Source organism: Endobacterium panacihumi (genome assembly GCF_050847465.1).
Lineage (GTDB): Bacteria > Pseudomonadota > Alphaproteobacteria > Rhizobiales > Rhizobiaceae > Neorhizobium > Neorhizobium panacihumi.
The window spans coordinates 1,000,381-1,015,041 of record NZ_JBOZRA010000001.1; the positions used below are offsets into that span (position 1 = coordinate 1,000,381).

Here is a 14,661-nt window from a genome sequence, read left to right on the forward strand (position 1 = left end):
CCGCCCATGCTCGCTGGTATGGCCGAATCCCGTTTAGCATATAGACCGCGAAATTGGAGCAGGGCTGGCGCGCCCGGCGATGACAATTGTGTCAGGCTGTTTCAGGCGCGCTTGCGGATGATCGCGTGCCAGGCGTAACCGCCGCCGATTTCCTCAAACATCATGTCGGCATTGGCGTCGGCCAGCCGCTTTTCCAGCGCCTCATGCAGGCTGGCGCGGGGCGTCACATGAAAGCGGATCAGCCAAGCCTGCAGCGCGGCGCGGAACCATGCGGGCAGGCGTTCCTGCTGGCCGAAGTCAACGATATGCAGAGAACCGCCCGGCTTTACGGCTTTCAGTGCCGCGTCGATCGCACCTTCCCAGTCGGGGATCATCGACAGGGCATAGGAAATCAGGATGCGGTCAAAGCCGTCTGTGCCAAAGTCATGCGCGCTGAACGTGGTTGCATCTGCCACTTTCAGCACCGGTTGCTCGGCCTTGTTGCGAAAATTACGGCGGGCGCTTTCCAGCATCTCGGCTGAAATATCCAGCCCGTAGAGCTTTGCGCCCTTGTGGTGCTTGTGGGCGAGCAGAAGGTTGCGGCCGGTGCCGCAGCCGACTTCCAGCAGCGTCTCACCGTCCGCCATGCCAAGGCTTGCGATCGCCTTGTCACGGCCAAAGAGGTAATATTTGCGGGTCAGGTCGTAAATGTGCCGCTGGTAGCGATACATGCCATCCATGCGGGCCGCGTGTTCGCTGTCGCCACCGTTGAGGTTTTCGCTTGCCGCCGCCATCCGTCCGGCCTCGCTCAGGCGTTCTTGGTGTAGATGTGGAAACCGCCATAGATGGCGGAGCGGTCCTGAACGTTCAGCGCCTCCGAGCGGTCCTTGCTGTAGGTCCACTGGTTGGCGATAGCCTGTGAGAGGCGACCGTCGATGACGCTCTTTTCGGCGGCGGTGCGGAAGATCACGCGGGCGCCGGGGGCGGCGGTGCGTGTGATCTCGGTCCACAGGTCGTTCAACTGTTCGTCGTTCATCCAGTCCTGTGCATCGAGCAGGATGTAACGATCGACGGAAGCGGCCGGCTTCTGGTTCAGAAGCTCGGTGAAGCTGGCGTGATGGACGGACACGCGCTCGGCATTGTCGCGGATCGCGGCGTAATGTTCCTCGCGCAGATAGGTCGGCAGCGAACCTTCATGCGGCTGCGGATACCGACGGGCAAACGCCTGCCAGGCAAAATAGTTATCACGCAGCGGGAAATGGCAGGCGAGCTTTTCAAGGCGCTGACGCAGAACCGGCGCGATCGAGCCGTCATCGGCAAGGCTTGCCAGTTCGTCATATTGCTGCGGCGGAATGCCGAGGCCGAAGAGCGAGCTCTTGCGGCTGGTGAGGAATTTGATGAACGGCTTGTCGAACAGCGGCGCGATGCGGTCATCGAAAAACTGGCGCTGCTCGCGCAGCGATTTGGCTTCCGCCATTTTTGTCAGATCGACGCCGTGCAGGCGGGCGAGCAGGTGGCCGACGCCGATGAAGCGGCCGAGCAGGCCAGTGCGATAGATATTGCGCTTGAACACATCGATGCGACGGCGGCCACTAATGTTGCGTTTCTGCCAGTAGGCGCGGGTCGTCTCGTCCAGATGCGGTGCGATGAAAGTGTCGAAGGCGGAAATGTTGGCATCGACATTGTGCTGGCCGAGCAGGCGCACGACATCGGAATGGGCGGGCAGGTGGCGGAAGGCGGTCAGCTTCAGGCGGTTGAGCGCCACGTGGTGCGGATTGAGGTCAACGACGTCGATTTTTGCCGGGCTGCGACTGAGATAGGCGAGCATGTTGCAGCCGCCGGACGCGATCGTGACGACGTGATGACCCTCGCCAAGCTCCATCGCGGCCATATCGACATCCGGGTCCTCCCAGATCTGCGGATAGACAAGACCGGAGAACAGCAGGCCGAACATGCGCTCGGAAAAACCCTTGGCTGAGAATGCCTTATGCTGGAGCAGGGCAGTTTTTAGTTTTTCATTCTTGAGATAACCGGCTTCTGAGGCAAAATCAGTCATGGTCGTTCCTGCTCTTCATGAGTTGAAACGGCTCTAGACCCGGCCTGCTACAGTTTGATGACGCGGGATGTGACGAACGTGACGGTCACGGCTCTTTCCATCGCCGGCGTTTCCTGATTGCATGCGGCCGCAATCGGAGCCCGCCATGCGCATCGTCAAGATCGTCCTTGTTACTGTCGTTACATTGTTCATCGCCGCCCTGATCTGGCTCGTCACCATGCCGCCGGAGCTTTTGCGGGTGGGCAGCGGTTATGCCGCCAAGATCGTGTGTTCCAACGTTTTTCTGGCAGGCCGCGATGCGCAGGACGTGCTGGCCGTCGATGTTCAGGCGCCGGGCCATCCGTTGCTGCGGCTGATGCAGGTGAGCGTCGATGAGCAGGCGGCAAAGGTGGATGCGGCGATCTTCGGATTCATCGCGCCTTCGGTCGCCATTTATCGTGATAATGTCGGCTGCGCCGTGACGCAGGATTTGGCTGCCAAGGGTGAACGAAACCAAAGCCCGCCAATCGTCGGCCCCGAATCAGGCCCGGCCGACGTTCTGTTTCCCGATGGCACGAAGATCGAGACGGATCAGCGCATCACCTCGCTTTTGGCAAACGAAGCCTTCACCGGTCCAGGCATGCGCGCCGTCATCGTGGCGCAGAACGGGCGTATTCTCGGTGAACGTTATGGCGATGGATTTTCGGACAAGACGCCACTGATCGGCTGGTCGATGGCGAAAACGATCAATGCGGCGCTGATTGCCAAACTGGTGGGGGAGGGCAAGCTTTCCTATTCTGATCGCAACCTGTTTCCGCAATGGGAAAATGACGAGCGCGGCGAGATCACGCTGGCGCAACTGCTCGCCATGGAAAGCGGCCTCGGTTTCAACGAGAATTACGGCACGGTGGCGGATGTCACGCGCATGCTGTTCCTCGAACAGGACATGGCGGAATTTGCCATCGACACGCCGCTTGAGGCTTCGCCCGGCACAAAATTTTCCTATTCTTCCGGCACATCGGTTCTTCTGTCGAAACTCTGGATGGACCGGATCGGCGACAAGGCGACGGCGATGGCTTATCCGGGACGGGCGCTGTTTGCGCCGCTCGGCATGCAAAGCGCGGTGTTCGAGACCGATGCGAGCGGCACCTATGCCGGCAGTTCCTACATTTATGCGACCGCGCGAGACTGGACGCGGTTCGGCATGCTTTTGGCGGCCGATGGCATGTGGAAGGGCGAACGCCTGCTGCCGGAAGGCACGGTTGCGATGATGGGCAAGGCCTCGCCGAAATCCGATGGCCGCTATTCACAGATGCAGACCTGGCTGAAGCTTTACGGCCGCGATGCCGAAGGATTGCCGGCGGATATGTTCATGCTGAGCGGCCATGACGGGCAGACGGTGGCGGTGGTACCGTCGATGGGGCTGGTGGTGCTGCGCATGGGACTGACGCCGTCAGGTGGCGGCTATAACGTACTTGAGCTGATTGCGGCGGCAGCGAAGGTGGTGCGGTAACAAGGATAATCGGGCCGCCACAGGTGGGCAGCGTTTAGATCGTCACCCTGCCCGATTGTCATCCTCGGGCTTAACCCGAGGATCCACACCCAAGCCCTCCGGTGGATGCGCCATGGGTCCTCGGGTTAAGCCCGAGGATGACCAAAGAGAGGGCTTTCCCTCACTGCAGGACGTGCAGCATGTTCTTGCGCTTGGCGTCGTAATAATAGCCGCGGGCGTAGAGCTTGATGGCGTCGTCATTCTTGTTGCCGGCCACCAGCCAGGCGCCGCGAAGGTATTTGATCGCGTATTTCAGGTTGGTTTCGGCGTCGAGCAGGCCGCTGGCCGGGCCATCGTAACCCATCGACTTGGCAGTCGAATATTTGATCTGCATGAGACCCCAATAGCCGTTCTTGTGATAGGCTTTGGGATCATATTTGCTTTCGCGATGCACGACGCGATGCACCAGAGATTCCGGCACGCCGTAAAGGCCGGCATAACGGGTGATCAGCTTGTTGAGCTGCGGATTGCTGGCATCGGCGGTTTCCGGGATCGGAGCGCCCGGGGCGGGCGGAAAAAAGCCCGCATTCACCATGCCGGAAACGGCGTTATCCGGGCCGGCATAGGCCAGCATCATGTTCGGTGCTGTCGGTTTCGGCATCGGCACGACCGACTGTACGGCGACCATTTCGGCTGTGATCGGCAGTTCGGCCGTGGTCACCGTTGCCTCATTGGCGACCGGGCCAGCGGAAAGCTGCGGCTGTACGATACGGCCGGATTTGGTCGAAAGCGTATGCTGTGCAGGTGCGGCAGAGGCGAGAACGGTGCTCGTTGCCGGCGGCGAACCTGCGACCGGAGCAGCGCTTGCAATGGCCTGCGCCGCGTTGGTGGCGTCGGCAACCGGCGCAATGGCAAGCGGCACGGGCTGCGGTGCCGGATCCGGCGAAGCGAGGGCTGCGGTCTGGATCTCGGTGACGCTGAGGCTGGTTGGAAGCGAAGCGATATGGATGCGGGCGGACTTTTCGAGAACCGGTGCGGTCTCGCCGGCCATATCGGCTACCTGTGGCGCGTTCGGATCGGTCGCTGAAACGGCTGGCGTGGCAGTCTGGGTGTTCGTCACATTCGGGCCAGACGCCTGATCCATGGCCGAACAACCTGCAAGCGCGGACGAAACGGCAAAAGCCAGGGCTGTCTTGCAGCCGCCAAATCGGGTTATCGCCATTGGGTCGCTCTCATGAAATCGGTTGTCCCAGCCCACTCAAGAATCCTAACGGATCATTACGTCCATTAACCGATTGGTAGCATTCGGGCAAGTGGACTGAGCAATCGTGCGTCAAGCCTTTGTTTTCAGGGCGAAACGGCACATTGCATTAAAGTCTGCGCACAGCTTTTTTTGGTCGCTTCGTTTGGTCAGGCGGCAATCCGCCGATACCCCGCCGTGACCGCACGACGGGATATAAATCGCGTACGAGGCTTGCGCGAGGATGGATTCTTCAGCCCGAGTTTTTCCAATCGCTTCAGGCGGCGATCAGCCAGCACCACGTTCAGCGCGCCGCCGGCCAAAGCTGCACACAAGAAAACACCATCCATTTCAACCAGTTGCAGCGAGAGCGATCCGTGCGGATCAAAAGCCTGCGGCAGAAGTGCGATAAAGGCGAGGATGGAGCGCGGTTTCAGCGCGGCGAGACGGAAGATGTGCAGGAAGATACGGACCGGCTGGCGTTCGGGCAGGTTGTCGTTGTGGGCGAGATAACCGCGGGCCGGATGTTGCAGCGTCCACAGGACATGCAGCATCAGATAGGTGAGGCCGATCCACGAGACGAGTTCGAACAGGTGCGGCAGATAACGGGCGATCGCGACCACCGGCATGCTGGCCACCGTCATGGCGGCAACGAGGCCGAGTGCGATCGCCGGAACCGTCAGAAGGCCGGTGAGGCGACCACGTGACAAAGTGTAGCGCGCGGTCAGATCGGCAAGCGGACCGGGCAGAATGACGAGGAACAACGACGCCGCCGCAAAGACTAGCATTGTATCGCTGGACATTGTCCTATTCTCCTCCGGCCCTTCCTCTTTTGGGCCGCTGCCGCTGAAAATCAGGCCTTTTCAAAATTTTGGCCGACTGCCGTCATGACATCGCCGAACCATGGGGTCGACAAATCAAAATGCTTGCCTCCCTTGATACGCGGGAATTCGATCGTGCGCAATTTCCCATTCTGATCTTCGTCGTGTCCGGTGACGCCGGAGACCCCATTCAGCGCACTTTCCACAGCCAGATCGACCATGCCCTGGATGAGGCGCAGGTCATCGCCATTGGCCGGAGCCGAGCGGGCAAAATAACCGGACTTCTGCACCAGTGATCGTTCGGCACCCAAAAGCGAGGCAAACTGCTTCTGGAACCAGCCGCCGACATTGATCGTGTCGAGCTTCACATGCCCAAACGCGTCGCGCTTGATGTTTTCGCCGGAGGCCTCAAATTCCTTGACGATGACATCCATGCAGGCGCCCTCGGAAATGAACAGGGCGACGTAACCATAACGGTCCATCACGTCCTTCAGGCGCGTGGCTTCCGCATCGCGGTCAAAACGCATTTCAGGCAGGTAGATGCCGTCGATCTTCTTCAACTGCTCGTCCATCATGAAGCCCTCGACATAATCGTGGGTCTTCGTCTTCTGCATATAGGCGCGGGCGGTGGCGGCGGTCAGCCAGCCGCAATGGCGGCCCATCACTTCATGGATGATCAGCGTACGTGGCGCGGCACTCTGTTCGTTCGAAACGTTGTCGAAGAAATTTGCGCCGACTTCCGCCGCCGTCCATGCCCCGAGCGACTGGCGGATCGGCACGACATCGTTATCGACGGTTTTTGGCAGGCCGACGACGGTCAGGTCATAACCGTTCTGGCCGAGATAGGCGGCAAGGTCGGCCGCCGTCGTGTTGGTGTCATCGCCGCCGATCGTGTGCAGGATCGTCACGCCATCGGAGGCCAGCCGTTCGGCGGCCACTTTCAGCGGGTTCTCGCCTTCCTTGACGAGGCCGCGCTTCACGCAGTCGGCGGCATTGGTCAGCTTGACGCGGCTGTTGCCGATCGGCGAGCCGCCGAAGCGGTGCAGGAGGTACGCCTTTTCGCGCATCTCACCGGTGATTTCGATCGAATCGCCAAGCAGCACACCCTGATAACCGGAACGATAGGCAATGAGATCGAGTTCCGGTGCAACATCGCTGTAGCGCTCGATCAGGCCGCCGACCGCCGAGGAAAGGCAAGGGGCAAGTCCGCCCGCCGTCAGCATTGCTACTTTTTGTCTGGCCATGAAATCTCCTCCACACTGCGCACTCCTCTAGGGCGCTTGAAGAGGATGGATGCGATAGAGTGGCCCGGCTGTAAAGCCGTTCGAGCGGCAAATAGCGTTATTTCGCAGCGCGATAACCGCGTTTCCAACATTCAATCGGTTCAAATGGAAGGCCGCTTTCCGTAACGTTACCCGAGGCATAGGCGAGGGAGGACGGGCAGGTGGTGCGACATGTTTGGCCGTTCATGCATCAGTCGGCGTCTCTCGGATAAGTGATTGCTGCACCTGCTCTGCAGCTTCGCGCGTCATCTTGCAAAAATTGGCAAAAACTGGTCATGTAGGACGATGATCACGGATTTTGCCTGCCTCCATATTTCCTCGCTTTGGGAAAAGCTGCTCGGCGCCATTGGCGACGCGGCCGGCAATGCGCTTGGCCGTGTAGTGGAAGCGATTCGCACCGTCTTCGAAGGTGACCCGGAAACCCGGCGTCAGGTGTCGTTCTCCGTCGCCATCATCGCGCTCTCGGCCAAGATGGCCAAGGCTGATGGCAATGTGAACGAAAAGGAAGTCGCCGCCTTCCGCCAGATCTTCGATTTTCCGCCGGAAGAAGCACAGAACGTCGCGCGTCTCTACAATCTCGCACGGCAGGACGTTGCCGGTTACGAGGCCTATGCCTCGAAGCTTGCCAACCTTTGCGGCACCGGTGCGCATAATTGCCCGATGCTGGAAAATGTCGTCGATGGCCTGTTCCATATCGCCAAGGCCGACGGTCTTCTGCACGAGAAGGAACTGTCCTTCCTCGCCCGCATCGCAGAGATCTTTCGCATCGATGAAGCGCATTTCCGCCGAATCATGGCGCGCCATGTCGAGCTGGAAGGTCGCGACCCCTATCTCGTGCTCGGCGTTTCGCCGGAAGACGATTTCGCCACGATCCGCAAGCGTTACCGCAGTCTGGTGATCGAGCATCACCCGGACAAGCTGCATGCCCGTGGCGTGCCGGCGGCCCTGCATGCGGCGGCGACCGAACGGATGGCTGCGCTCAATGCGGCCTATTCGGAAATCGAGAAAGAACGCCGCGCAGCATGAGTGCGATAAAATCCGAACATCTCGGCGCATCGCTGATGCCGTCGCCGAACCATGGCGAACGTGCCGATGGCCGCGAACCGGATATGATTCTCCTGCATTACACCGGCATGGGCGGCGAGGATCAGGCGTTGTCCTGGCTGTGCAATCCGGAAAGCCAGGTCTCCAGCCATTATTTCGTCCGTGAAAACGGTGCAGTCTTCCAGCTCGTGCCGGAAGGGCTGCGCGCCTGGCATGCGGGCAAGAGCATCTGGGAAGGCGAGGCCGATACCAATTCGCGCTCGATCGGTATCGAGATCGCCAATGTCGGCCATCCCGGTGGCTTGCCGCCGTTTCCCGGCGCGCAGATCGAATCGGTGATCGGGCTTTGTCGCGATATCGCCAAACGCTGGTCGATCGCGCCGCAGCGCATTCTCGGTCATTCCGATGTCGCGCCGATCCGCAAGGTCGATCCGGGCGAGAATTTTCCGTGGGGCCGGCTGCATCAGGCCGGTATCGGCCATTGGGTCGAGCCGACGCCGATTTCCGGCGGGCGGTTTTTCCAGCGTGGAGATAGCGGTCAGCCGGTCGAGGCGCTGCAGTCCATGCTGGCGCTTTACGGGTATGGCATCGAGATCACCGGTGAGTTCTGCGAACATACGCAGGGCGTGGTCGAGGCGTTTCAGCGGCATTTCCGCACCGAACGCGTCGATGGTATTGCCGATATGTCGACCATCGATACGCTTCACCGGCTTTTGACGTCGCTTCCGCATTACGCCTGACCGATCCACCTGTTTCTTGCTCTGGAATTGATTCCGCAAACGGCTACAACTGTCTGCGCATAATCGATAATCACGGGAACGCAGGCATCTCATGGACGGGCATTTCAAATTTATCATCATCGGTTGCGGCATGATGGGCGCGGCTGCTGCACGGCATCTTTCGAGCTGGACGGATGGCGTCGCGGTCATCGGCCCGGCCGAGCCTGCGGAGGTGGCCAGCCATCAGGGCGTGTTCGCCAGCCATTATGACGAAGCCCGCATCACCCGCACCATCGATCCGAATGCCGTCTGGGCGCGCCTCGCCAATCGCTCGATCGCTCGCTACGGCGAGATCACCAAGGAAAGTGGCGTGGATTTTTACTCCGAAGTCGGTTGCCTTGTGGTTGGCCCACAGCGCAATGGCGATGCTACCTATGTCGGCCGAGTCGAAAAAGCTGCTGCCGCCCTTGGTGTTGTCACCGAAAACATGGGTGCTTCCCGTCTCTCAGAAATCTTTCCGTATTTCTCGTTCCCTCAGAGCAGCGACGGCATCTTCGAACAAAACAATGCCGGCCATATCAATCCGCGTGGGTTGGTAATGGCGCAGACCATTCTGGCTGAACGTCAGGGCGCGACCATCATCCGCGAGACGGTGGTTGCGACGCGGGAAGAGGCCAGTCTTGTCACCGTCACGACGGCGGAAGGCAAAAATTATACGGCGGAAAAGGTTCTTGTCGCCGCTGGTGGGTTTTCCATCGCCGAAAAGCTGCTTGGCGCCCCGCTCGATCTGAAGGTTTATGCCCGCACCGTGTCCTTCTTCGAGATCGACGAAACGCAGATGGACGCGTTCGGCAAAATGCCGTCGCTGATCTGGAAGTGGACCGAGGAAGACGACGGCATCTACATGCTGCCGCCGGTGCGGTACCCGGACGGAAAACTGTATCTCAAGATCGGCGGCGATCCCGACGATGTGGAGCTGAAGACCGAGCCGGATATCCGCGCATGGTTTCGCTCCGGTGGGCGCGAAAGCACCAATCGTCACCTGACTTCGGTTGTCGAAAAACTGGTGCCGGATGTCGATCTGTCGCGCAATTCCATGGCGGCCTGCGTCACCTCGTTCACGCCGACCGATTATCCAGCCATCGCCATGACCTCGGCACGATCAGGCGTCCTGACCGGCGGCTGCGGTGCTGCGGCCAAAAGCTCGGACGAGATCGGCAGGCTCGGTGCCGAACTGCTGTTCCGTGGCCGCATCGAGGACGATGCTTACGCGGCGGCTGGCGGTTTCCCCGCCCATTTCCTCTGATCCGGTCCGCTTGTCGTTTTCCCGGTGGCAATTGTTTCTTCTCTCGTCTAAGGAGCGCGGACCAGTTGGCCGGGCAGCCGCGCTTTACCAATGTCGAAAGACGGTAGGGTGAGGAAAGTCCGGGCTCCACGGAAACACGGTGCCGGATAACGTCCGGCGGGGGCGACCCCAGGGAAAGTGCCACAGAAAGGATACCGCCCGGCTCCGGCCGGGTAAGGGTGAAAGGGTGGGGTAAGAGCCCACCGCGCTTCTGGTAACAGCGGCGGCATGGTAAACCCCACCGGGAGCAAGACCGAATAGGGATGACGCGGGTTCCGTCGCAAGGCGGAGCTACAGCCGGTTTTCGGGCCAGTCATCCGGGTGGGTTGCGAGAGGCGACGTGCAAACGGCGTCCCAGATGAATGGCTGCCACGTTCCGGTGTTCGCATCGGTGCCATACAGAACCCGGCTTACAGGCCAACTGGTATTTTTACCCTGTTTTGACGCATGCCCACTGACGGCAATCCGTTGGGACGCGATGGGGCGTGGAAAGTGATTCACGTCCTGGCGTAGAGCTTTTGTCTGGCCTCTGCTCGCCAGGATTGCGCTCGCGCTGCGCATTCTTTATCCATCGATTTTCTAATCTTTCCGATTACCCAACAGCTTAGCCTCCGTTGTCGCGCGACTTGGGGCCATTGGCGCATGCAATCTGCGGGCATTGCTCGCTAACTCTTTGTTAAACTTAACAGCTTATAAATAAACTATGTCGCATTCCGGTTTGGCGGATGCTTCCCATTGACGCCCATATGGTCCCATGTTATCCCAAAACTGCACTGCACAAGGGTCGCGGCAGACCCCTCAATCAGACAGTTTCGACCAGTTCCGGAAACGGAAAGGCGGATGGACTTGTGGTCATCCGAAGGCTGGTTCGTGTGTCCGGTTCTGGAGTGCGCAGTGCGTTCTGGCCGACATGTTTTTCGTTCGGCGGCTTTCGGGAGTGGATGTTTGGTGTCATGAACCGCTTCCTGTCCAATGCGACGAATCGGATCGATGCGAAGGGGCGAGTTTCCGTCCCTGCGCTGTTCCGTTCCGTGTTGGCGCAGCGGGGCGTTCAGGAGCTTTATTGTCTCCAGGACCTCGTCTTTCCGGCGATCAGCGTCGGCGGTCCGGATCTGCTCGAACGTTACGAGCGGCAGATTGCGGCAGCCGATCCATTCTCGCCGGAAGCAAACAGGATGTCGCTGCTGGTTCACGGTGGCGGCGTTTTCATGAGGCTCGATGCGGAAGGCCGTCTGATGGTCACGGATTTCATCCGGGATTTTACGGGCATCAGCACGGATGTGACCTTTGTCGGGCGCTCGGATCATTTTCAACTTTGGCAGCCGCAGGCGTTTCACGAGGCGCAGGCGGCGGCAAGGGAAGGGCGCTTGAGTATCGGTTCGCGCCCTCAATAGGACGAGGAAACGGGATGGCGGCGAATCTTGGCGACGGGACACCTGAAGCCGATGGCGGATCGGTTCGCCACATCCCGGTTCTTCTCCGCGAAGTGCTGGCCTCGCTGCAGCCGAAGGCGGGCGAGGTCATTCTCGACGGCACTTTTGGCGCAGGCGGTTATACCTCTGCCATTCTCGATGCAGGTGCAAACGTGATCGCGCTCGACCGCGACCCGACGGCGATTGCCGGCGGTCAGGCTCTGGTCAAGGCAAGTGGCGGTCGCCTGTCTCTCATCCATTCGCAGTTTTCCGATCTCGATCAGCATGCGCCGGACGGCGGCCTCGATGGCGTCGTGCTCGATATCGGCGTGTCCTCCATGCAGATCGATGAAGCCGAACGCGGCTTCTCCTTCCAGCGCAATGGACCGCTCGATATGCGCATGTCGGCGTCCGGCGTGTCGGCGGCTGATGTGGTCAACCGCGCCAAGGTCGGCGATCTCACCCGCATTTTTGGTTTCCTCGGTGAGGAAAATCACGCCGGCCGTATCGCCCGCGCCATCGAAAAGCGCCGTGCGCAGGAGCCGTTCACAACGACGCGCGATCTCGCCAACCTGATCGAAACGGTCAATCCGCGCCGTGCCAAGGACAAGATCCATCCCGCGACCCGCGTCTTCCAGGCGCTGCGCATTTTCGTGAATGACGAACTCGGCGAACTGGCGCAGGCGCTGTTTGCGGCCGAACGTTCGCTCAAGCCCGGCGGTCGTCTGGTCATCGTCAGCTTCCATTCGCTGGAAGACCGCATCGTCAAGAAATTCTTCGCCGATCGTTCCGGCAAGGCAACCGGCTCACGCCACATGCCGTTGGTCGAGGAGCGTCCGGTCGTCTTCGAAACGATCGGCAAGCCGATGATCGGTGCGACCGAAGAGGAGGCGGAAATCAATCCGCGAGCCCGTTCGGCAAAGCTGCGCGCAGGCCTTCGCACCACAGCCGCGCCCGGTTCCGCCAATATGTCGATCTTCGATCTTCCCGATCTCGCAAGCCTTGTCACGATGGGAGCGTAACATGCTCAGAAGTTTTGATATCGTTCTCATCGGCGTCATGACGGCGACAGCCGTCGTCACCTACACGATCAAGCATCGCGCCGAACTGAAGCTGGAAGAGGTGCGTCGTCTGCAGACGGAAATCCGCCTTGAGCGCGATACGATCGATCTCCTGAAAGCTGACTGGGCTTTGCAGACACAGCCAAGCCGCCTGCAGCATCTGATCGGTGCCTATAATCAGGAGCTGCAGCTGGCGGCGACCGACCCGACCCAGCTCGCGCAGCCCAACGAATTGCCGATGCTGAAGTCCCAGCTTCCTCAGCCCGAAACCTCGATCGAGCAGCTGATCGCCGGTGCCGATGATGAAGTGGCCAAGGCGATCCGTGGTGTCGCCGCCGCCAAGGCGTCGCCTCCAGCTTCGCGCATCCCCGTTCCGGTAGCACGTGGATCTGTACGCGTAGACTCAATCTCAACCGGATCGGTAAATCGCTGATGTCTTTTCTTTCCCGGATCATGGTGCTGAAGAGCAGGGGGCATTTTTCCACGGGTGCCCGTGGTGCTTCGCCGCGCAAGGCCGGTGCCAATTTCGAGGGGACCCGCAAGAGGAAAGCACAGCAGGCCCGCGACCGTGTCGGTCTCGTCATTTTCGGTTTTGCGGCGCTCTACTGCGTCATCGGCGGCCGCATGGTCTATTACGCGATGAGCGAGCCGCAGACGACCTCCAGCATTCCGCCGGCCGATCGTCTGATGGCGTCACGCCCGGATATCGTCGACCGCAACGGTGCGCTTCTCGCCACCGACATCCGCACCGTCTCGCTGTTTGCCGAGCCGCACAAGATCGTCGATGCGGACGAAGTCATCGAAAAGCTCTCGACCGTCCTGCATGACCTCGACATCAAGGGGACCTATGCAAAACTGTCGTCAAAAAGCCGTTTCCAGTGGCTGAAGCGCCAGCTGACGCCAAAGCAGCAGAGCCAGATTCTCGCGCTCGGCATTCCCGGCATCGGTTTCCGGCCGGAAAAGCGTCGCTTCTATCCGGGTGGCCCGACCGCCGCGCATATCGTCGGTTACGTCAATATCGACAACCGCGGCGTCTCCGGCATGGAGCGTTATATCGACAGCCAGGGGCTGGCCGATCTTGCCGCCGTCGGCATGACGTCCAATCAGCCGCTCGAGCCGGTCAAACTGTCGATCGATGTGCGCGTGCAGGCAATCGTGCGCGATGTGGTCGCCAGTTCCATCGACAAGTATAAGTCGATTGGTGGTGGTGCCGTGGTGATCGACGTGCATACCGGTGAAATTCTCGGCATGGCGTCGGCGCCGGATTTCGATCCGAACGATCCGAATGCCAACGGGCCGGAAGGCTGGATGAACCGCATGACGAACAGCACGTTCGAAATGGGCTCGACCTTTAAATCCTTCACCATTGCCATGGGGCTGGACGAAAAAAAGATCACATTGAACGACAGTATCGACGCACGGTTTCCGATCCGCATGGGCGGTTTCACCGTTAAGGATTTCCACGGCAAGGGCCGTTTCCTCAGCGTGCCGGAAGTTTTCCAGTATTCCTCCAACATCGGCACGGCCAAAATCGCTGATGCCGTCGGTATTCCAGACCACAAGGCGTTCCTGACCAAACTCGGGCTTCTGACCCGCATGAAGACGGAACTGCCGGAAATCGCCACGCCGAGCGCACCGCGCGAATGGAAGAAGATCAACCAGGTGACGATTTCCTTCGGTCACGGCGTCTCCACCACGCCGCTGCAGACGGCCGTTGCCGGCGCGGCACTGGTGAACGGCGGTGTTCTGCATCCGCCGACATTCCTGCCGCGTACGGAAGAGCAGGCGACCGAATTTGCTACGCAGGTGATGAACCCATCGAGCAGCAAGGACATGCGTTACCTGTTCGAGTGGAACGGTTCGAGGGGCTCCGGCCGTAATGCCCGCGTCGAAGGGTTTGACGTTGGCGGCAAGACCGGTACGGCGGACAAGGTCGTCAATGGCCGTTATGCTCACGACAAGAATTTCAACGCCTTCCTGGCGGCCTTCCCGATGAGCAATCCGCGTTACGTGGTCCTGAGCTTCTCCGACGAGCCGAAAACCGACAAGGGCAACGGTGCAGCCCTTGCCGCAACCTCTGCTGCGCCGATGGTCAAGGAGATCATCGCACGGTCGGCCCCTATTCTCGGTGTACAACCTTCGTTTGGTGAAAATGGCTCCGCCTTGCTCGTGTCCTATTAGGTCATAATGAATGGGCACGACGATTCGCGGGCCGGCATGATCCGGCCCC

14 protein-coding genes and 1 other RNA gene are annotated in these 14,661 nt (G+C 60.1%); 9 read left to right on the forward strand and 6 right to left on the reverse strand.

Features of this window, described 5'->3' with window-relative positions; translation table 11 throughout:
* Window positions 1-101: 101 nt before the first annotated feature.
* Both ACRQ1B_RS04955 and ACRQ1B_RS04960 read right to left on the reverse strand, forming a co-directional pair.
* Complete coding sequence (locus tag ACRQ1B_RS04955; RefSeq protein WP_432292541.1) at window positions 102-773, reverse strand: class I SAM-dependent methyltransferase; 672 nt, start codon at window positions 771-773, stop codon at window positions 102-104.
* A gap of 14 nt (window positions 774-787) precedes the next feature.
* A complete protein-coding gene (locus tag ACRQ1B_RS04960) occupies window positions 788-2,035 on the reverse strand; it encodes a BtaA family protein (protein WP_432292542.1) in 1,248 nt (415 codons plus the stop codon).
* A gap of 145 nt (window positions 2,036-2,180) precedes the next feature.
* Here ACRQ1B_RS04960 and ACRQ1B_RS04965 point away from each other — a divergent pair, with 145 nt between their 5' ends.
* On the forward strand, window positions 2,181-3,527 hold the full coding sequence (locus ACRQ1B_RS04965) for a serine hydrolase domain-containing protein (protein ID WP_432292543.1): 1,347 nt from the start codon (window positions 2,181-2,183) through the stop codon (window positions 3,525-3,527).
* A 160-nt stretch (window positions 3,528-3,687) separates the two neighbouring features.
* On the opposite strand, the gene ACRQ1B_RS04970 is transcribed toward ACRQ1B_RS04965, so the two are convergent.
* The 3 genes from ACRQ1B_RS04970 to ACRQ1B_RS04980 form a co-directional block, all read right to left on the reverse strand.
* The gene (locus ACRQ1B_RS04970) at window positions 3,688-4,728 is read right to left on the reverse strand and encodes a transglycosylase SLT domain-containing protein (RefSeq protein ID WP_432292544.1); all 1,041 of its coding nucleotides are present in this window, start codon (window positions 4,726-4,728) and stop codon (window positions 3,688-3,690) included.
* Between the two features lie 188 nt (window positions 4,729-4,916).
* Window positions 4,917-5,549 carry a LysE family translocator gene (locus tag ACRQ1B_RS04975; RefSeq protein ID WP_432292545.1) on the reverse strand — a complete coding sequence of 211 codons (633 nt, stop codon included), beginning with the start codon at window positions 5,547-5,549 and terminating at the stop codon, window positions 4,917-4,919.
* Between the two features lie 50 nt (window positions 5,550-5,599).
* Entirely contained in the window at window positions 5,600-6,811 is a 1,212-nt protein-coding gene (locus tag ACRQ1B_RS04980; RefSeq protein WP_432292546.1) for a pyrophosphate--fructose-6-phosphate 1-phosphotransferase, read from the reverse strand.
* Window positions 6,812-7,135: 324 nt separating this feature from the next.
* Between ACRQ1B_RS04980 and ACRQ1B_RS04985 the strand changes: the two genes are divergently transcribed.
* The 4 genes from ACRQ1B_RS04985 to rnpB all read left to right on the forward strand — a co-directional run bounded on the left by ACRQ1B_RS04985 (window position 7,136) and on the right by rnpB (window position 10,387).
* Window positions 7,136-7,876, forward strand: coding sequence for a TerB family tellurite resistance protein (locus tag ACRQ1B_RS04985; RefSeq protein ID WP_432292547.1), 741 nt, complete (start codon window positions 7,136-7,138; stop codon window positions 7,874-7,876).
* Complete coding sequence (locus ACRQ1B_RS04990; protein ID WP_432292548.1) at window positions 7,873-8,634, forward strand: N-acetylmuramoyl-L-alanine amidase; 762 nt, start codon at window positions 7,873-7,875, stop codon at window positions 8,632-8,634. The genes ACRQ1B_RS04985 and ACRQ1B_RS04990 overlap by 4 nt, the downstream gene beginning before the upstream one ends.
* Window positions 8,635-8,725: 91 nt before the next feature.
* Window positions 8,726-9,919: an NAD(P)/FAD-dependent oxidoreductase gene (locus ACRQ1B_RS04995; RefSeq protein ID WP_432292549.1), complete on the forward strand. Its 1,194-nt coding sequence runs from the start codon at window positions 8,726-8,728 to the stop codon at window positions 9,917-9,919.
* A 61-nt stretch (window positions 9,920-9,980) separates the two neighbouring features.
* An RNA gene (gene rnpB, locus ACRQ1B_RS05000) (RNase P RNA component class A) lies at window positions 9,981-10,387 on the forward strand.
* Between the two features lie 373 nt (window positions 10,388-10,760).
* On the opposite strand, the gene ACRQ1B_RS05005 is transcribed toward rnpB, so the two are convergent.
* Entirely contained in the window at window positions 10,761-10,913 is a 153-nt protein-coding gene (locus ACRQ1B_RS05005) for a hypothetical protein (RefSeq protein ID WP_432292550.1), read from the reverse strand.
* Between ACRQ1B_RS05005 and mraZ the strand changes: the two genes are divergently transcribed.
* Genes mraZ through ACRQ1B_RS05025 form a run of 4 tightly spaced genes read left to right on the forward strand, consistent with a single transcriptional unit; the run spans window position 10,912 to window position 14,612 of the window.
* Complete coding sequence (gene mraZ / locus ACRQ1B_RS05010) at window positions 10,912-11,352, forward strand: division/cell wall cluster transcriptional repressor MraZ (RefSeq protein WP_432292551.1); 441 nt, start codon at window positions 10,912-10,914, stop codon at window positions 11,350-11,352. The two genes, ACRQ1B_RS05005 and mraZ, sit on opposite strands and share 2 nt — an antisense overlap.
* 14 nt (window positions 11,353-11,366) lie before the next feature.
* On the forward strand, window positions 11,367-12,392 hold the full coding sequence (gene rsmH, locus ACRQ1B_RS05015) for a 16S rRNA (cytosine(1402)-N(4))-methyltransferase RsmH (RefSeq protein ID WP_432292552.1): 1,026 nt from the start codon (window positions 11,367-11,369) through the stop codon (window positions 12,390-12,392).
* A 1-nt stretch (window position 12,393) separates the two neighbouring features.
* Window positions 12,394-12,864 (forward strand): cell division protein FtsL, encoded by a 471-nt coding sequence (gene ftsL / locus ACRQ1B_RS05020; RefSeq protein ID WP_432292553.1) that lies wholly within the window; start codon window positions 12,394-12,396, stop codon window positions 12,862-12,864.
* Window positions 12,864-14,612 carry a peptidoglycan D,D-transpeptidase FtsI family protein gene (locus ACRQ1B_RS05025; RefSeq protein ID WP_432292554.1) on the forward strand — a complete coding sequence of 583 codons (1,749 nt, stop codon included), beginning with the start codon at window positions 12,864-12,866 and terminating at the stop codon, window positions 14,610-14,612. Before ftsL ends, ACRQ1B_RS05025 begins: the two co-directional genes overlap by 1 nt.
* Window positions 14,613-14,661 lie beyond the last annotated feature (49 nt).